Source organism: Streptomyces sp. NPDC015661 (assembly GCF_043077765.1).
Lineage (GTDB): Bacteria > Actinomycetota > Actinomycetes > Streptomycetales > Streptomycetaceae > Streptomyces.
The window spans coordinates 19,864-36,187 of record NZ_JBIBST010000025.1 but is presented as its reverse complement, the minus strand read 5'-3'; the positions used below and the strand labels follow the sequence as shown (position 1 = coordinate 36,187).

Below are 16,324 nucleotides of genomic sequence, written 5' to 3'. Positions count from 1 at the left end.
TCACCCCTGCCGGTCCCGGCCGGCCCCTTCCATGAGAATCCGCTGCCGGAGCCAGTCGTCGGTCTGATCGGTCCGCGTCGGCGCGTCCCGCACGATCACGTACCGGCGCGGGGCCAGCACGCCGGGACGCCCGGGGAGGGCCTCCACGAGCGCGGCGTGCGCACGCGCGGGCGTGAGCGGGGAGTCGCCGGCCGCGAGGAACGCCGAGAGGCCCTCCCCTTCCGGCACCACGTGCGCGGGTACGCCTCCCAGCGCCCCGCTCAGGGTGTCCGCGACCTCGCGCGGCGACACCCAGCAGCCGTCCACCCGCGTCCAGTCGGCACCCCGCTCGGCCGGCCGGACACCCGTCACCCCGGTGAGCGCCGACAGCGGCACGTCGTCGGCCGCGGCCGCCTCCAGGAGTCGTACCAGACCGGTGAGGAAGCCCTCGGCCTCGTCCGGCGCGAACAGCGCGGGATCGACCCACATCCCGAGCCGGAGCACGGGCGCCGTCTCGTGGACGAAGGTCAGGACGCGGGCCGGCAGCACCTGGACCGGACCGCGTACCACCTCCAGCTCGGGCCCCTCGGTCTCGCCCGTGGGTCCGGCCGGCGGGAGCGTGCTGACGTCGTTGAAGACGACGTCGCGGGCGAAGCGGCTGCCCCGCTCGTACGTGACGGCGTCGATCATCTCCCAGAGACGCACCGCGTCGAACTGGCTGTGCCGGTAGGCGTTCAGTGCCGCTCCCCACGCCTTCCGCAGGAGGGCGTCGAAGGACGGCACCCCGACGTCCAGGGAGAGCAGCGCGTCCTGGGACACCGTGTTCACCGAGCGGGCGAGCCGCGGCAGGAACCGGTTCGAGGTCGGGACGGCGGCGACGCAGGAGGACTGCCCCGTACGGTGGGCGATCAGCGCGCACCAGGCCGTCAGCAGCACCGTGGACGGCAGGCCTCCGGTGCGCTCCGCCACGCGGGCGAGCGCCCGGGCGCCCCGCAGCGAGCGGAGCGTCAGCTGCGCCGCCTCGACCTCGGCGCCCACGGCACCCGGCTCCGCGAACATCGCCTGGGGGCCGGTGCGGATGATCCGCTCCCAGTGCCGCAGGGACGCCGCGGACCGGCGCAGCCCGCCCGGGGTCGACTCCTCGGCGGCCAGGTCGAGCGGGGTGAAGGCCGTCACGGCGGGGAGCGTCCGGCCGGTGAGCAGCTCGCGCCAGTCCTCCTCCAGGACGGAGAGGGCGCTGATGTCCGTCACGGCGTGGCTCGCCGCGAGCGCGAGGAACAGCGGCACGCCCTCGACGGCGACGAGGGAGATCCGCAGGCCGAAGTCCCGGTCCAGGTGGAAGCGGCCCACGCGGTCCCGCCGGGCCACGTCGTCGGCGTGCCCCTCCGGGGGACGCTCCTCGTGGTCGACGACCGTGACCGTGAACTCACCCTCGGACGCGACGACTTGCTCGCGCGGCGCCTCGCCCGGCGCGTGGGGGAAGGTGGTGCGCAGTGCCTCGTGCCGCACCACCAGGGCGCGCAGCGCGTCGATCGCCGACTCCGTCCCCGTTCCCTCGGGCACGGGCCACACGGCGTGGATGTTGATGTGCTCGGGCTCGTCCCGCAGCATGCAGCGGATCATGTTGGCCTGGCCCATCGTGACCGGGCCCCGGCGCTGCTCCCCGCCCGCGTAGCGGACGGTGACGGTGTACGTCTTCGTCATGCGAAGCCCTTCGACGCGGTCGCGCGGACCAGGGCCGCCCAGGCGTCGATCAGCAGGGCGAACTCGGCCATGTCCTCCCGGACTTCGTCGACGAGCCGCTCGCGGCGGGCGGCGAGGAAGTCCGCCGCCTCGGCGTAGCGGCCGCCGAGCTTGCGGTAGGAGCGGTCGACGACGTCGAGGCGCTCGGTGTTCTCCACCCGGTCGACGCGCGCGCTCTCCCGGACGAGGGCGGCGACGGCGCCGGCGCGGAGTCCGCCGCCGGTGTCGAGCAGCGACTCGCCGGCCGCCGCCGTCCCGGCGTACACGGAGTGCAGCTGCGGGGTCGCGAGCAGGAACTTCGCGAACCGCAGCTGGTAGGCGAGGAAGCCGCTGTCGGAACGCCGTTCGCCGGTGTGGAAGTTGACGATGTGCCGGTTGTGGAGCACGCCGGGCAGCCGGGCGTCGTGGACCAGGTGGAGCAGGAAGTAGTCGCTGCCGATGGTGTCGGTGGCGGGTGGCAGCGGCACCCGGCCGTACACCTCGCGGGCGAGGGCGATGTTGCACATGTCGACGCGGGTGGGGCTGACGGTGGTGAGCGTGGTGAGGTCGCCGGTGTACGCGGCGGTCCCGGCGCCACGGAACGACTCGGCGATCAGGTTCCTGCGCCAGATCTCCGGACAGCCGTCCGGTAGGGACAGGCCGATGACGTCCTCGTAGACGAGCGGGTCGAGCCGGCGGATCTCCGCGACGTCCACGGACATCTCGCCGACGAAGGAGCCGCCGACCAGTGCCACCGGCCGGTGGGCGTACGCGGGGTCGAGTCTGCTGCGGGACACGAGGCCCGCCACCTCGGCGGCGGGCCGGCCCAGGGCCGTGAGCTCGTGGTGCAGGGGGAAGACCGGCTTCCCGTCCAGCTGCTGGTAGCGGCTGTCGGAGTCCCTGCGGTGCACGGACGCGCAGCCGAGCGCCTCCGCGAAGAGGAAGGCGCGGTTGGTGCAGGCGCCGTAGGACACCCGGGACGGCAGCATCAGACCGAGCATCCGGTCCGGTTCGGCGCCGCCGGACCGGGTGATGACCTCGCGCAGGAAGGCCCGCTGCGCGGCCTCGTCGAGGTGGTGGACGACCACGCCGGGTACGCGGGGGAGCGCCGCCACCGCCTGCCGGTGCTCGGCGAGCACCGGGGGCGCGGACGAGTCCAGGATCAGCAGGTGCACCTCGACGCCGAAGTGACGGGCGCCGTGGGCGGCTTCCTCCGCGACCGCCCGGATCGTGTCGGGGCAGGCGCGGTGGGTGGGCAGGGTCAGGCAGACGCGGCGCACACCGGCTCCTCGTCCGCGTCCGTGGCCGTGTCGCTCCAGGAGGTCAGCCCGAGGAGACGGCTGCCGAGCTCGTTCAGGGTGGCCGTGGGGTAGCGCCTGGACTCGTGGAGGACGGGGTCGCCGACCAGGGTGCGGTTCCAGCGCGGGGTGCGCAGGTGCCGCCAGGACTCGACGCGGGACTTCCGCAGCTTCGCGTGCTCCTCCAGGGCCGGCATCATCGACAGGTACTGGACCGCCCGCACCTGGTCCGCGGAGCTGTTGCGGGCGACGCCGTGGGCGAGGAGGCCGTTCCAGATCAGCAGGTCGCCGGGGCGCAGATCGGGGCGGACGACGGGGAACTCGGTCCGGTCCACGGCGGGGCGGATCGGATCCCGGTCGGCCGGCTGGCCGAGCTTCCACTCCTCGAACCGCCGGAAGAGCTCCGGGCAGCACTGGAAGCCGCCGGACTCCGGGCGCGTGTCGTTGAGCGCGATGATCCCCTGCACCCGCTGCGGAGGCACGCCGAGCGTGGTGTCGATGTCCCAGTGCAGCTCGATGTCGAAGCCCCGGTCGGTGGGTTCGATCAGGGCGCGGTCGCGGTTGCGGACGTTGGGCGGGTTGAGGTTGAGCCGGTCCTGGGTGACCCACAGCTCCTCGCAGTCCCAGACGTCCACGAAGGCGTCGTAGACGCGCTGCGCCTGGCGGCTGTCCCAGAGGAGCTGGTGGTGGTACGCCTCCACGAAGCCGTACACGTGGAGCTGCTGGTCCAGCTCGGAGCGGAACGGCCGGTCCTCGTACCAGCTGTCCGGGCGGTCGGGGTCGAGACCCTGGAAGTCCCAGGTGAAGTCGAGCAGGCGGCGCGCCGCCCCGGCCGGGATCGCCTCGCGGACGACGACGTAGCCGTACGTCTGCCAGTGGGCGAAGTCCTCCTCGGACAGCACCCGCAGCGGCCGCGACTTCTTCAGCTCCCGCAGGGTGGTCGCGGCGAGGTACGACTCGCCGTCCGCGCTGAAGTACGGCAGGTCCGACGCCGCCCGGTGCAGATAGGGGCGGCGGACGGTGCGGGGCGGAGCGGGTGTCGTCATGGAGTCCCTCCAGAGGCGGTGGCCGGAGGTCAGTCGGCCACGTCGTTCAGAAGAATTGGTTTAGACCATCGCTTCTGTCAAGTGCCTCCTCGATATGAGGAGTTAAGGGTCCGATCGGCTGGACATCGCCCCCGCCGCTCGGCGGCTTTGGTCTAGACAACCATCGGCGGGCTGGCTTAGGGTCCCCATGCGCAGTCCGGTCCCTGATGGAGCATCAGGCGGCTTCTTCGCCGTGCCGTGGTCGACGAGGACCCCACGCCTTGACTGTTCGCCCACGCCCAGAGGGAGCGGTTTTCCATGAGCACACCCAGCACCACCGTCCTGCCGGACGGCGGACTGAAGAGCCCGGGTCCGGGCCTCATCACCCTGGACCCTGTCCGCACCGCCCTGCTCCACGGCCTGGACGAGCTGCTCACCGGCCTCGCCGCCCGGCTCTCCGCACCCGAGGTGGTGGGCCCGCCACTGCTCTCCGTCGAGGGCCTCGCGCGCCTCGACTTCTTCCGCAACTTCCCCCATCTCGGCGTCTCCGCCGGACGCTTCGCACCCGACGCGCTCGACGGCCTCGCCACGGGGGAGTCGCCCGGCGAACTGCCGCTCCGGCCGACCGGCCACCTCCTGCCCTCCGCCACCTGCTACGGCCTGCTGCTCTCCCTGGAGGGCCGGGACGTCGGCGAGGACGGACTGCGGCTCTCCGCGGCCGGCCGCTGCTTCCGCAACGAGACCCACTACGACGGGCTGCGCCGCCTGTGGGGCTTCCACATGCGCGAAGTCCTCTACCTCGGCACCAAGCAGGGCTCCCTCGAACACCTGGAACAGGGCGCCGAGTTCATCCTCGACCTCGCCGGACGCCTCGGACTCGACCTCTCCCGGGCCGTGGCCGACGACCCCTTCTACGACAAGGGCGGCTCCCGCGCCCGGCTCATGGCGCTCGACCCCGTCAAGCACGAGTTCAGCGCCCCCGACGGCACGGCCATCGCCTCCGTGAACCGCCACCGCAACTTCTTCGGCGAGCGCCTCGACATCCGCGCGGGCTCCGCGGGCCCCGCGTACAGCGCCTGCGTCGCCTTCGGCGTCGAGCGCTGGGTGCACGCGATGATCCTCGCCCACGGCACGCCCGAGCAGGCCCTCGACCGGCTGCGCGCCGCGAGCCCGGCCTGATCGGCAAGACGCCCCCCAAGTTCGTCCGGCCATCCCCGTCGGGCCCGGCCGTCCCCGTACTCCCGCACCCTCCGCCCAGCAAGGAGCGACCCACCCCATGGACCCCATCGCCGCGTGGCTCCACGAGAAGAACCCCGGTCTCGACGGGCCGATCGACACCGACGAGGACCTCATCGAGGCCCGGCTCATCGACTCCATGGACTTCCTGGAGTTCATCGACCTCCTGGAGGAGCTCTCCGGCAGCTCCATCGACCTCCAGGAGGTCACCATCGACGACTTCCGCACCATCGGCCGCGTCCAGGAGCGCTTCCTGAGTGCCGCCACGTGACCGACCGCCCCTCCTTGCCGTCGTGGCGACCACCCGGGAGGTCCTGGACCACCCCGCACTGGACGAGGGGCTGCTCGCGCCCTGGGAACGACGGCGGCTCGACCGGATACGCGTGCCGGGCCGCCGCGACGACGTCCTGGCGGCCCGCCTCCTCGTCCGGATGTGCGCCGCCCGGTTCACCGGGCTCCCTCCGGAGGCGACGGGACCGGAGCAGTACTGCCCCGCGTGCCGCCGGTACGGGCACGGCCGCCCGTACCTGAGCGGACACCCGGAACTCGGCGTCAGCCTCAGCCACGCCGACGGTCTCGTGGCGGCGGCCGTCGGCCCCGGCCCGGTCGGCGTCGACGTGGAGCCCGCGGCCCGCAGGCCCGGCCCCCTGCCCGTACTCCGCCGGCTCCTGCCCGCGGCCGAGCTGCGGGAGGCGGTGGCCGGACCCGACCCCGAAGCGGCGTTGCTCCGCCTCTGGGTGCGCGGAGAGGCCCGCTTCAAGGCCGGCGGTCGGGAGGGACTGCGGTTCCTGGAATGGACCGACCGCGACCGGGCGGCCGTCGCCGCGGTCGCCGGCACCGGCCCGGTGACCGTCATCGCATGCGGGGACCCAGGGTCCGGACGACCTGCGTGAGCACCTTCTCGCTCCAGTTCCGCTCCGACTGCGGGTACTCGCCGACACCGTCCGCGGTGGACATGCCGCTCACCTCGAACTGGTACGGGCCCTGGTGGCAGGTCGGCCCGTCGGAGACGTCGGGCAGGAAGCAGCCGTCGGTTCCGAGCGAGGTGCCGAGGTCCCGGAACTCCTTCTTGTACGTGCCCTCGCCCGCCCGCTTGCGCGCGGACGCGAGGTCCTCGGCGTAGTTCCGCTCGACCAGGGCCGGATCGGCGATCGCGGTGAAGGTGACCTTGACGCTGCTGTTGTGCTCGCTCTCGTACGCGGACGGCAGTCCGAACGCGAACTCGCAGCCGCCCGCCGGGACGTCACCGGTGGTGCCGGGATCGGACTCCGACAGCGGGTTGAAGTCGATGATCGTCACCTTCACCGGGTCCCGCTCGACATCGGCGGCCTGCGGGAGGATCGCCTTGAGTTCCGTGTCGCTCAGCACCTCGCAGGCGTTCGGCCACTGCGCGAGCGGCAGCGAGCCGTTCGCGGCCGGCTGCGCGGCCAGCTTCGGGCCCGAGGGCCGGGCCGAGCCGAACTCCAGCGGCGGCGGTGGGCTGCTGCAGCCGGCGAGTGCGAGAGGTGCGGTCACGGCGAGGACGAGGCACCACCGGTTCAGTCTGGACACGTCACGTTCCCCCGAAAGTGAAGACGCCGGAATCGTGGACCATTCTGCACACCGGACGGCCGAATGGCGGGACCGGGTCGGGCGAATCCGCCGCCGCGGGCGTGGCCCCGTGAAGCTGCGGTGGTACGTCGATGGCCATGCAGCCAGCCACCCCCCCGACGGTCAGCCCCTTCCTCCGTACGGCCGCCGCCTACGCGTGGCGGCTGCTCGCCGTGGGCCTCCTCGTCTACAGCCTGTTCGCGGTGCTCGGCCGCTTCCACGAGATCGGTGTGGCCCTCTTCCTCGGCCTGGTGATCACCGCGCTGCTCCGCCCCGTCGCCGACCTGGTCGCCCGGGGCCTGCCCCGGTCGCTCGCGGTCGCCCTCACCATGCTCGTCAGCATCGTGCTCGTTCTCGGAGTGCTCGTGCTGGTCGGCGAGGCGGTCGCGGGGGAGCAGACGACACTGGTGCGCGAGTTCCGGGAGGGCATCGGACGGATCGAACGCTGGCTGCAGGGGCCGCCGTTCGGCCTCGCCCCGGACGCACTCTCCGGCGTGCAGTCCAAGATCGGCGACTACCTCTCCAGTCACCGATCCGCCCTGCTCAGCACGGCGGTGAGCGGAGCCGGGCGCGTCGTCACCGTCCTCGCCACGCTGGTCCTCGGCTTGTTCTCCGCGGTGTTCTTCATCCACTCGGGAGACCGGCACTGGTCCTGGTTCCAGGAGCAGCTCCCGCGTTCGGTGCGCGACCGCGTCGCCATCGGCGGGCGAGCGGCCTGGAGCACCTTCACCGGCTACACGCACGGCATCGTCCTGGTCGCCGCGACGAACGCGGTGCTCGTCGGCATCGCCCTCTGGGCCCTCGGGGTCCCCCTCGCCGTACCGCTCGCCCTCCTGGAATTCCTCGCCGCCTTCATCCCGCTGATCGGCTCGCCGATCGCCCTCGCGATCGCCGCCGTCGTGGCGCTCGCCTCGAAGGGCCCGCTGGTGGCGGGCATCGTCGTCGCCCTGATCGTGATCATCGGTCAGATCGAGGGGCATCTGCTGCACCCCCTCGTCATGAGCTGGGCGGTGCGGCTCCACCCGCTGGTGGTGGCCATCTCGGTGGTCGCGGGTTCCATCGCCGCGGGCGTCGTGGGCGCGGTCGTGGCGGTCCCTCTGGTCTCGGTGGTCTGGTCCGTCCACACGGCACTCAGGGCCGCACGCACCTGACTTCCCCGGTGCAGGGGGTCTTGCGCCGGGCGGGCGGCCTCTCTACTCTCCCCGACCAATGGTTAGGAATATTTCCTAACGATTGGCCATGGAGGGAAAGGGAGTTGACATGCGTCGACGAAGCGTCTCGCTTCTCGGGCTTGCGGGTCTGCTGGCGTTGCCCCTGACGGTCATGCCGCAGGCGCAGGCCGCCGACGGCCTGGTGTCCGCCGGAAAGCAGGCGACGGCCTCGTCCGTCGAGACCTCGGCCTTCGGCCCCGGTCTCGCGGTGGACGGCAGCACGGCCACCCGCTGGGCGAGCGTCGAAGGGGTCGACCCGCAGTGGATACGGATCGACCTCGGGGCGAACCACACGATCTCCCGGGTGAAGCTCAACTGGGAGGCCGCGTACGGCAAGACGTACCGCATCCAGACCTCCGCCGACGGGTCGACCTGGACCGACGTCTACTCCACCACCGCCGGTGACGGGGCGACCGACGACCTCACCGTCTCCGGCAGCGGCCGCTACGTCCGGATGTACGGCACCGGCCGCGGCACCCCGTACGGCTACTCCCTCTGGGAGTTCGAGGTGTACGGCGCGCCCACCGGCACCGGCGGGGGCGGCGGCGGACCGGCGGTCCCCTTCGGCAGCCACCTCAAGCCCTACGCCGCCGGCATCCTGAAGCCCTCCGGCACGCAGTCGGCCCTCGACCAGAAGGTCGTCGACTACTACAACAAGTGGAAGGCCGCCTTCGTCCGGCAGAACTGCGGCAACGGCTGGTACCAGATCATCTCGCCCGACGCCGACCACCCCTACGTCGCCGAGGCGCAGGGCTACGGCATGGTGGTCACCGCCACCATGGCGGGCGCCGACCCGGACGCCAAGAAGATCTTCGACGGCCTCGTCAAGTGGAAGATCGACCACCCGTCCTCGGTCAACCCGAACCTCCTCGCCGCCGAACAGGACACCGCCTGCAAGAGCGTCAACGGCGGCGACGGCGCCACCGACGGCGACATGGACGTGGCCTACGGCCTGCTTCTCGCCGACCGGCAGTGGGGCAGCGGCGGCACCTACAACTACAAGGACCTCGCGCTCAAACACATCGCCGCCATCAAGAAGGACGAGGTCAACCCGACGACCAAGCTCCTGAAGCTGGGCGACTGGAGCAGCTCGGGCGACCAGTACTACTACATCTCCCGTACGTCGGACTGGATGACCGACCACTTCCGCGCCTTCCGCGCGGCCTCCGGCGACACCACCTGGGACGCCGTGCGCAGCGCCCACCAGACGCAGATCTCCCGCCTCCAGTCCACCTACGCCTCCGGCACCGGACTCCTGCCCGACTTCGTCGTCGACACCAACACCACGCCCAGGCCGGCCCCCGGCCAGGTCCTGGAGGACCCCAACGACGGCTCGTACTGGTGGAACGCCTGCCGTACCCCGTGGCGCATCGGCGACGACGCGGTGACCAGCGGTGACGCCACCTCCCTCGCCGCCGCCCGGAAGCTCAACGGCTGGATCAAGACGAAGACCGGCGGCGACCCGAACAAGATCGCCATCGGCTACAAGCTCAACGGCACCCAGATCTCCTCGGGCAGCGAGGCCGCCTTCTTCGCCCCCTTCGCGGTGGCGGCGATGACCGACCCGGGCAGCCAGGCCTGGCTGGACGCCCTGTGGAACAAGATGGTGGCGACCCCCGTAGACACGAGCAGCTACTTCTCGGCCAGCATCCAGCTCCAGGTCATGATCACGGCCTCAGGCAACCACTGGGTCCCGTAGCGGGGTGTCCCGCCGCACGGACAGGGCCCTGAGATAACCGCTCAGGGCGGCGGCGGTACCCGACAGCGGGAAACGGGCGCCGAGCTGCCCGTCGGGCCGGACGACGAAACCGGTCGCGCCGCCGGGGAGATAGAGCCGAGCGAACTCCCCGGCGGCATCGCGGTACACGGGCACGGACGGGTCCGCGGGCCCGGCGGCTCCGGCTCCCGCCCCGGGGGCGGCACCCCCGCCGGCGGACCCGTCCGCGCCCTCCGCGCCGGCCGCGAGGATCGCCACGGCCGGGAGGCCGGCCGTCCGTGCCACCGCGGCGGCCCCGGCCAGCGCGGCCCCGTCGGAGCCGTACAGCAGCACCACATGCCCCGGCCGCCCCCGCAGCACGTCGAGAAGACGCAGGGGATAGGCGGCGATCGGGGTGGCGAGGCCCGCGCAGTCCGGGGCCCGGTCGCCCGGCTGGGGCGCCTCGTCGGGGCCGTACCGGACGCCGGAGAGCGGACCGTCCCGGTGGCTCACCAGGAGCTGCGCCTCGCGCAGGAGCAGCGTCCGCCGGTCCTCGGGGTCGGCCTCGATGCCCCGCACGGCGTGCCGCACGGTCCGGCCGACGACCTCCTCGCCGATCGGTCGGCGCTCGGCGTCGTACGTGCCGAGCAGCTCGGGCCCCGCCTCGCCCCGCACCACGAGGGCGAGCTTCCAGGCCAGGTTGCAGGCGTCCTGCACCCCGGTGTTCATGCCCTGGGCGCCGGTCGGCGGATGGATGTGCGCCGCGTCGCCCGCCACGAAGACCCGGCCCCGGCCGTAACGGTCGACGATGCGGTGGCTGATGCGGAAGACCGAGGACCAGCGCAGGTCCGAGAGCCGCGCCGGGCGCGGCGCGAGACGGTCGACGACGGCCTGGAGGTCGGCGAGCGAGGGGACCCGGCCGGCCTCGGGACCGTGTGCCACACCGTCCCGCGCGGCCGCTTCCCGGGACGGGGAGAGCTCCGGCGGGAGCTTCATCGACATGCGGTAGCGCCCCGCCCCCGGCAGCGGGATGCACACCAGCACATCGCCGGGGGAGCCGTCGGCGCCCAGGCGGGTCGAACGGACCCCGTAGCCGGAGGGCATGTCCCAGTCGGCCACGACGTCGCCCAGCATGAACTCCTCCTGGAACGCGCCGCCCGCGAACGACAGGCCCAGCGTCTTCCGTACGACGCTGTGCGCGCCGTCGCAGCCGATCAGGTACGGCACCCGCAGCTCCTCGGCGGCCCCGGAGGCCGTGCGCAGCCGCGCCGTGACACCGTCCCGGTCCTGGGTGAACGACTCCAGCCCGGTGCCGCGCTCGACGACCGTCCCCAGACGGGCGACGTACTCCTCCAGGAGCCGTTCCGTCTCGTACTGGGGCAGGGCGGCGAAGCCGTAGGGCACCTCGGGCGGCATCGACAGCTCGATGCGGTCCTGCTCGCGGCCGTCGACGTAGTTCAGCTGGCCGCGCAGCGGCACCGCGGCCTCCAGGACGGCCCGGACCAGGCCCATCCGGTCCCAGAGCTCCAGGGTGCGCGGCTGGATCCCCACCGCCTTGGCGTACGGAAGACGGGCCGGCAGACGGTCGACCAGCCGGCAGTGCACACCGTGCCGGCGCAGTTCGGCGGCCGCGCTCAGGCCGACCGGGCCCGCGCCCACGATCAGGACGTCGGTGGTGGTGCGGTGCGCCACGCGTGCCTCCAGCGCTGACTTGCCCCCGGCGGATCCCCGTAAGCCATCGTCACCCGCCTCCGCCGCGTCGGCGAGCGGGACGGCCGTCCGGCGGCACTGTCGGACGGGGCGGGTACTGTCGCGGCCATGCCCGAACCGATCACTCCCACCGTCCCGCCGCACACCTCCTGGAGCGAGGCGCACGCCGAAGGGCCCGCCCGCGCGCAGCAGGACGGGGCCGGGCTGCCGCTCGCCCCCGAGGGCGGCGTCCGGACGCGCGTGCACGGCACGGAGCGCCGGGACCGGACCACCCCGCCCCCGGCGGCCCCCGCGCTGCCGGTCATGCGCCCCGGAGGGATGCCCACGAACGAACTCCGCGTCTGGGCCAGGGCCCAGGGCTTCGAGGTGCCGGACCGCGGCCGGGTGCCGAGAGAGGTCTGGAGAGCGTGGGAGCGCGCCACCGAGGAAGCCGCGGAGCGCGCCGAATGATCGCCGAACTGCTCCCGGACGCGGTCGCCTCCGCCTGGCGGAGCGACGACGCGGAGCCCGTCACGCTCTTCCCCGACGAGGCCGCCTCCGTCGCGCGCGCCGTCGTGGGGCGGCAGCGCGAGTTCGCCACCGTACGGCTGTGCGCACGGCTCGCGCTGCGCCGCCTCGGCCTGCCCGAGACCCCCCTCACGCCCGGTGTGCGCGGGGAGCCGCGCTGGCCGCACGGCGTGGCCGGGAGCATGACCCACTGCGCCGGATACCGGGCCGCCGCCCTGGCCAGGACGGCGGACGTGCTGTCGCTCGGCATCGACGCGGAACCGGCCGCGCCCCTGCCCGACGGGGTCCTCGACGGCGTCTCCCTGCCCGGGGAGCGGCGCCACCTGGACGCCCTGACCGCCCGCACGCCGGGCGTCCCCTGGGACCGGCTGCTGTTCAGCGCCAAGGAGAGCGTCTTCAAGACCTGGTACCCGCTGAACCGGAGCGAACTCGGATTCGACGAGGCGTCGGTCGACTTCGAACCGGCCCCCGGCCCGCCCGGCCGCCACACGGGAACCTTCACCGCACGGCTCCTCGTCCCCGGCCCGGTGACCGGCCGGGGACGGCACGACCACTTCACCGGACGCTGGCTCGTGCGCGAAGGGCTGGTGCTGACCGCGATCGTCCTGCCCCGGTGACCGTTCCGGCGTGCGGAACCGGGCGGCGGCGCCCGGCGTCCGTCCCGGCGTGCGGAACCGGGCGGCGGCGCCCGGCGTCCGTCCCGGGCATGAGCGAGAACCCGACACAGGAATCGCGGGACCGGGCCGAGAGCGCCGTCGGCTGCCTGCTCGCCGTCGCCGGCGTCGCGGTCGCGGCCGCCTTCGCCCTGCCCCGGGCCGCGTACAGCATCGAAGGCGGCTTCGAGGCACACGCCCGCGACTGGGGCGTGATCCTCGTCGAGCTGCCGCTCATCCTCTTCGCCGGTCTCGTCCTCCCGCCGCTGACCTGGGCGGCGGCCGTCCGGCGGCTCCCGCCCTGGACGGCGGCGCTCGTCTGCGTCGCCGTCGCGGGCCTCGCGCTGTGGGGCCTGGCCTCCTGGTGGCACCCGCGGCAGCCGGATCCGGGCTACGGGCCCGGCATCTGACGGTTCCTCGGCCGGGGTAGCGTGCCCCGGGCGCGCCCCGCCAGGGGTGCGGCCACGACCACGAGAGACGAGGAAGTCCATGGCGCAGGAGTACAAGGAGCCCACCCCGAGCACGGTCGTCTCACAGCCCGTGGGACATGTCGTCGGCGGGCGGGGCGAGGTGCGGGACGACGAGTGGGGCGAGGTCGAGTCGATCGTCCGCCTCGACGCGGAGGCCTTCGGCCCCGAGGCGCTGGTCGGACTCGACGCCTTCTCGCACCTGGAGATCGTCTACCACTTCGACCGGGTGAGCCCCGACGCCGTCCAGACCGGCGCCCGGCATCCGCGCGGCAACAAGGAGTGGCCGCTGGTGGGGATCTTCGCCCAGCGCGGCAAGAACCGCCCCAACCGCCTCGGCGTCTCCCGCTGCCGCCTGATCCGCACGGACGGCCTGGACCTCCATGTCCGGGGCCTCGACGCGGTCGACGGCACCCCGGTCCTCGACATCAAGCCGTACATGACGGAGTTCGGCCCCCAGGGACCGACCACCCAGCCCGCCTGGGCCGACGAGATCATGCGCCACTACTACTAGGGGTGTTGCGAGAGTCCCGGGGAGCCTCCTGATGGTGAACCGGCGTACGGAACCCGAACTAGGGTTGCCCCCGTGCGTGTACTGCTGGTGGAAGACGACGAGCCGGTCGCGGAGTCCCTGCGGCGCGGGCTGCTGCGCTACGGCTTCGAGGTGGAGTGGGTCACCACGGGGACGGCCGGGCTCGCCGTCACCACCCCGTACGACCTGGTCCTGCTCGATCTCGGCCTGCCCGACACCGACGGGCTCGACGTCTGCCGGGCGCTGCGCCGGCGCGGCGACGTGCCGATCATCGTGATCAGTGCCCGCAGCGACGAGACCGACCGGGTCGTCGGCCTGGAGATCGGCGCCGACGACTACGTCTCCAAGCCCTTCGGGGTGCGCGAGGTCATCGCCCGGATCAGGGCCGTGATGCGCAGGGCACGGCCGGCGGAGCAGCCCACCGGACCCCAGCGGTACGGTGCCCGGCTGACCGTCGACCGCAAGGCGGCGCGCGTCTGGCTGGACGACTCCGAAGTGGCGCTCACGCCCAAGGAGTACGACCTGCTCGCGTTCCTCACGGAGGAGCCGGGCGCGCTGATGTCCCGCGAACAGATCATGGAAGCCGTCTGGGACGCCAACTGGTTCGGGCCGACCAAGACCCTCGACGTCCACGTGGCGGCGCTGCGCCGCAAGCTCGCCGGGGCCGTGACCGTCGAGGCGGTCCGCGGCGTGGGCTTCCGTCTGGTCGTGGAGCCCGTGGGCCGCCCGTGATCAGACGCCTCATCGTCAGCTACGTGGCCCTGGTCGCCGTGGCGCTCGCCGCCTTCACCGTGCCGGTCGCGTTCACGCTCACCGCCCAACTGCGCGGCGACACCGAGGAGTCCGTACGCCGCGAGGCCACCACCATGGCGCTGCTCCTCGGGGACGGCGACGCGCCCGCCCGGCAGGCGCTCGCCCGGATGGTCGGGGCGTACGCGGACGAGACGCCCGGGAGGGTGGAGGTGGTGGCCGCCGACACGCGGAGCGCGATGGAGCCGCTGCCGCTGCCGGCGCACCCGGACGACCCGGCGTTCGACGCGGCACTGAAGCAGGGCCGGACCACCGTCGACTGGGGGTCCCGGCTCGTCTGGGGACCCGAACTGGTCGTCACCGTGCCCGTGTACGCCCGGAGCGCGGCACCCGTGGCCGACAGACCGGGGGAGTCCGCCCCGGCGCAGCGGATCGTCGGCGCCGTCCGCATCCGGTACGCCACCGCCGACCTGAGCGACCGGCTGTGGCGGATCTGGGGCTTCCGGGCGATCCTCGCCGTCGGCGTGCTCGCGGTCGCCGCCGGTCTCGGCGCGATCGTCGCCCGGCTGCTCACCAAGCCGCTGCGCCAGCTCAACGACATGGCCAGCCGGTTCGGCGACGGCGACCTCACCGCCCGCTCGCCCGTCACCGGCCCGCACGAGACGCAGACCCTGGCCCGGACGCTCAACCAGGGAGCCGAACGCCTCGACACCCTCGTCGCCTCGCAGCGCATCTTCGTCGCGGACGCCTCGCACCAGCTGCGGACCCCGCTGACGGCGCTGCGCCTCTCGCTCGACAACATCGCGGACGGCGTCGACGACGAGTTCGTCCGCGAGGACGTCGACCAGGCCACCGCCGAGGTCGTACGGATGAGCCGCCTGGTCAGCGGCCTCCTCGTGCTCGCCCGCGCCGAGGCCAAGGTGTCCGCGCCCGAACCGCTGGCGCTGCGCGAGCTGGTCGAGGAGCGGCTGAAGGTCTGGCGGCCGGCCGCCGACGAACGCGGGGTGACCATCGTCCTCACCGGCGCCCCCGAGGACCTGCCGCGGGTGCTCGCCGGGCCCGGCAACCTCGACCAGGTCCTCGACAACGTGCTCTCCAACGCCCTGGAGGTCTCCCCGGACCGGGGGACGATCACCGTACGCATCGGGACCGGCGGCCCGGAGGACGTGGTCCTGGAGGTCCTCGACCAGGGCCCCGGCATGTCCGCCGCCGAACAGGCCCGTGCCTTCGACAGGTTCTGGCGCGGCCAGGGACTGACCGGGCGCTCCGGCTCCGGCCTGGGCCTCGCCATCGTCAAGCAGCTGGTCACGGACGACGGCGGCGGGGTGACCCTGAAGGACGCGCCCGACGGCGGACTGTGCGTACGGATCGTGCTGAGGACCGGGGCCGAGGGGCCCCGCTGGATCAGCCCTCGGCCGGGAGCACCGAGGAGTGGTGGTTGACGATCAGCCACCGGCCGTCGCGCTTCTCGTACACGTAGGTGTAGCGCGCGTCGACCGGCTTGGTGACGCCGGTCTTCGGGTCGGTGAGGTGGAAGCGGTAGAGACCGGCGTCGATCGCCGAGTCCGCGTCGAGGACGTTGATCTCCGTACGGATCTTCTCGCCCCTCGGCTTCTTCTGCAGGAAGTGCGCGAAGTAGTCGGCTATCCCGGCGTGGTCGGTGCGGATCCGCGGGGAGGCCGTCGGCAGGAGCACGGCGTCCTCGGCGTACAGGTCGGTGACCCGCTCCGGGTCGCCGGAGCGCAGTGCCGCGTTCCACCGGTCGAAGAGGCCGGCGATCTCCCGCTCGGTGGCCTTGCCGCGCCGGTGGTCCTTCTCACCGGCCTGCGCCGCGCCGACCCCGACGGTGAGGGTGCCGAGGGCCGCGACGGCGAGACCGCCGGCGAGGGTGGCGCGGGTACGGGACATGCGCTTCATCAGAGACTCCTGCGTCGAGTGAACGTCCCCC

At 73.2% G+C, this 16,324-nt stretch carries 17 protein-coding genes; 11 read left to right on the top strand and 6 right to left on the bottom strand.

From position 1 onward, the window contains the following. The 3 genes from ACF07V_RS38435 to ACF07V_RS38425 are packed head-to-tail and all read right to left on the bottom strand — an operon-like array spanning position 1 to position 4,045. Complete coding sequence (locus ACF07V_RS38435) at positions 1–1,683, bottom strand: condensation domain-containing protein (protein ID WP_392160801.1); 1,683 nt, start codon at positions 1,681–1,683, stop codon at positions 1–3. Then, on the bottom strand, positions 1,680–2,981 hold the full coding sequence (locus ACF07V_RS38430) for a DUF6271 family protein (protein ID WP_392160799.1): 1,302 nt from the start codon (positions 2,979–2,981) through the stop codon (positions 1,680–1,682). Before ACF07V_RS38430 ends, ACF07V_RS38435 begins: the two co-directional genes overlap by 4 nt. Beyond that, complete coding sequence (locus ACF07V_RS38425; RefSeq protein ID WP_392160797.1) at positions 2,963–4,045, bottom strand: phytanoyl-CoA dioxygenase family protein; 1,083 nt, start codon at positions 4,043–4,045, stop codon at positions 2,963–2,965. Before ACF07V_RS38425 ends, ACF07V_RS38430 begins: the two co-directional genes overlap by 19 nt. Before the next feature lie 297 nt (positions 4,046–4,342). Between ACF07V_RS38425 and ACF07V_RS38420 the strand changes: the two genes are divergently transcribed. The 3 genes from ACF07V_RS38420 (at position 4,343) to ACF07V_RS38410 (ending at position 6,153) form a co-directional block, all read left to right on the top strand. Then, a complete protein-coding gene (locus tag ACF07V_RS38420) occupies positions 4,343–5,203 on the top strand; it encodes a hypothetical protein (RefSeq protein ID WP_392160796.1) in 861 nt (286 codons plus the stop codon). A gap of 97 nt (positions 5,204–5,300) precedes the next feature. After that, a complete protein-coding gene (locus tag ACF07V_RS38415) occupies positions 5,301–5,531 on the top strand; it encodes an acyl carrier protein (protein WP_392160794.1) in 231 nt (76 codons plus the stop codon). Continuing rightward, on the top strand, positions 5,518–6,153 hold the full coding sequence (locus ACF07V_RS38410) for a 4'-phosphopantetheinyl transferase family protein (protein WP_392160792.1): 636 nt from the start codon (positions 5,518–5,520) through the stop codon (positions 6,151–6,153). The genes ACF07V_RS38415 and ACF07V_RS38410 overlap by 14 nt, the downstream gene beginning before the upstream one ends. On the opposite strand, the gene ACF07V_RS38405 is transcribed toward ACF07V_RS38410, so the two are convergent. Beyond that, positions 6,113–6,811, bottom strand: a complete 699-nt coding sequence (locus ACF07V_RS38405) for a hypothetical protein (protein ID WP_392160790.1) — start codon at positions 6,809–6,811, stop codon at positions 6,113–6,115. The genes ACF07V_RS38410 and ACF07V_RS38405 overlap by 41 nt on opposite strands. A 137-nt stretch (positions 6,812–6,948) precedes the next feature. Here ACF07V_RS38405 and ACF07V_RS38400 point away from each other — a divergent pair, with 137 nt between their 5' ends. Then, the gene (locus tag ACF07V_RS38400) at positions 6,949–8,001 is read left to right on the top strand and encodes an AI-2E family transporter (protein WP_392160788.1); all 1,053 of its coding nucleotides are present in this window, start codon (positions 6,949–6,951) and stop codon (positions 7,999–8,001) included. A gap of 109 nt (positions 8,002–8,110) precedes the next feature. Beyond that, positions 8,111–9,760 carry a glycosyl hydrolase family 8 gene (locus ACF07V_RS38395; RefSeq protein WP_392160786.1) on the top strand — a complete coding sequence of 550 codons (1,650 nt, stop codon included), beginning with the start codon at positions 8,111–8,113 and terminating at the stop codon, positions 9,758–9,760. Here ACF07V_RS38395 and ACF07V_RS38390 read toward each other — a convergent pair. Continuing rightward, entirely contained in the window at positions 9,737–11,449 is a 1,713-nt protein-coding gene (locus ACF07V_RS38390; protein ID WP_392160784.1) for an FAD-dependent monooxygenase, read from the bottom strand. The two genes, ACF07V_RS38395 and ACF07V_RS38390, sit on opposite strands and share 24 nt — an antisense overlap. 126 nt (positions 11,450–11,575) lie before the next feature. On the opposite strand from ACF07V_RS38390, the gene ACF07V_RS38385 reads away from it, so the two are divergent. The 6 genes from ACF07V_RS38385 to ACF07V_RS38360 all read left to right on the top strand — a co-directional run bounded on the left by ACF07V_RS38385 (position 11,576) and on the right by ACF07V_RS38360 (position 15,818). Then, positions 11,576–11,917 carry a histone-like nucleoid-structuring protein Lsr2 gene (locus tag ACF07V_RS38385; RefSeq protein WP_392160782.1) on the top strand — a complete coding sequence of 114 codons (342 nt, stop codon included), beginning with the start codon at positions 11,576–11,578 and terminating at the stop codon, positions 11,915–11,917. Beyond that, positions 11,914–12,591, top strand: coding sequence for a 4'-phosphopantetheinyl transferase (locus ACF07V_RS38380; RefSeq protein ID WP_392160780.1), 678 nt, complete (start codon positions 11,914–11,916; stop codon positions 12,589–12,591). The genes ACF07V_RS38385 and ACF07V_RS38380 overlap by 4 nt, the downstream gene beginning before the upstream one ends. An 89-nt stretch (positions 12,592–12,680) precedes the next feature. Then, positions 12,681–13,037: a hypothetical protein gene (locus ACF07V_RS38375; protein ID WP_392160778.1), complete on the top strand. Its 357-nt coding sequence runs from the start codon at positions 12,681–12,683 to the stop codon at positions 13,035–13,037. A gap of 79 nt (positions 13,038–13,116) precedes the next feature. Next, positions 13,117–13,608 (top strand): SAM-dependent methyltransferase, encoded by a 492-nt coding sequence (locus ACF07V_RS38370; RefSeq protein WP_392160777.1) that lies wholly within the window; start codon positions 13,117–13,119, stop codon positions 13,606–13,608. A 72-nt stretch (positions 13,609–13,680) separates the two neighbouring features. After that, on the top strand, positions 13,681–14,358 hold the full coding sequence (locus ACF07V_RS38365) for a response regulator transcription factor (protein WP_392160775.1): 678 nt from the start codon (positions 13,681–13,683) through the stop codon (positions 14,356–14,358). Beyond that, positions 14,355–15,818, top strand: a complete 1,464-nt coding sequence (locus ACF07V_RS38360) for a sensor histidine kinase (protein WP_392160773.1) — start codon at positions 14,355–14,357, stop codon at positions 15,816–15,818. Before ACF07V_RS38365 ends, ACF07V_RS38360 begins: the two co-directional genes overlap by 4 nt. On the opposite strand, the gene ACF07V_RS38355 is transcribed toward ACF07V_RS38360, so the two are convergent. Further along, positions 15,781–16,293: an SgcJ/EcaC family oxidoreductase gene (locus ACF07V_RS38355; RefSeq protein WP_392160771.1), complete on the bottom strand. Its 513-nt coding sequence runs from the start codon at positions 16,291–16,293 to the stop codon at positions 15,781–15,783. The two genes, ACF07V_RS38360 and ACF07V_RS38355, sit on opposite strands and share 38 nt — an antisense overlap. Between the last annotated feature and the right edge of the window lie 31 nt (positions 16,294–16,324).

Excerpts from the sequence above, each read along its gene's own strand:
- ACF07V_RS38435 (WP_392160801.1), bottom strand. The coding sequence starts at position 1,683 with ATGACGAAGACGTACACCGTCACCGTCCGCTACGCGGGCGGGGAGCAG.
- ACF07V_RS38425 (WP_392160797.1), bottom strand. The coding sequence starts at position 4,045 with ATGACGACACCCGCTCCGCCCCGCACCGTCCGCCGCCCCTATCTGCAC.
- ACF07V_RS38420 (WP_392160796.1), top strand. The coding sequence starts at position 4,343 with ATGAGCACACCCAGCACCACCGTCCTGCCGGACGGCGGACTGAAGAGC.
- ACF07V_RS38415 (WP_392160794.1), top strand. The coding sequence starts at position 5,301 with ATGGACCCCATCGCCGCGTGGCTCCACGAGAAGAACCCCGGTCTCGAC.
- ACF07V_RS38400 (WP_392160788.1), top strand. The coding sequence starts at position 6,949 with ATGCAGCCAGCCACCCCCCCGACGGTCAGCCCCTTCCTCCGTACGGCC.
- ACF07V_RS38395 (WP_392160786.1), top strand. The coding sequence starts at position 8,111 with ATGCGTCGACGAAGCGTCTCGCTTCTCGGGCTTGCGGGTCTGCTGGCG.
- ACF07V_RS38385 (WP_392160782.1), top strand. The coding sequence starts at position 11,576 with ATGCCCGAACCGATCACTCCCACCGTCCCGCCGCACACCTCCTGGAGC.
- ACF07V_RS38380 (WP_392160780.1), top strand. The coding sequence starts at position 11,914 with ATGATCGCCGAACTGCTCCCGGACGCGGTCGCCTCCGCCTGGCGGAGC.
- ACF07V_RS38375 (WP_392160778.1), top strand. The coding sequence starts at position 12,681 with ATGAGCGAGAACCCGACACAGGAATCGCGGGACCGGGCCGAGAGCGCC.
- ACF07V_RS38370 (WP_392160777.1), top strand. The coding sequence starts at position 13,117 with ATGGCGCAGGAGTACAAGGAGCCCACCCCGAGCACGGTCGTCTCACAG.
- ACF07V_RS38355 (WP_392160771.1), bottom strand. The coding sequence starts at position 16,293 with ATGAAGCGCATGTCCCGTACCCGCGCCACCCTCGCCGGCGGTCTCGCC.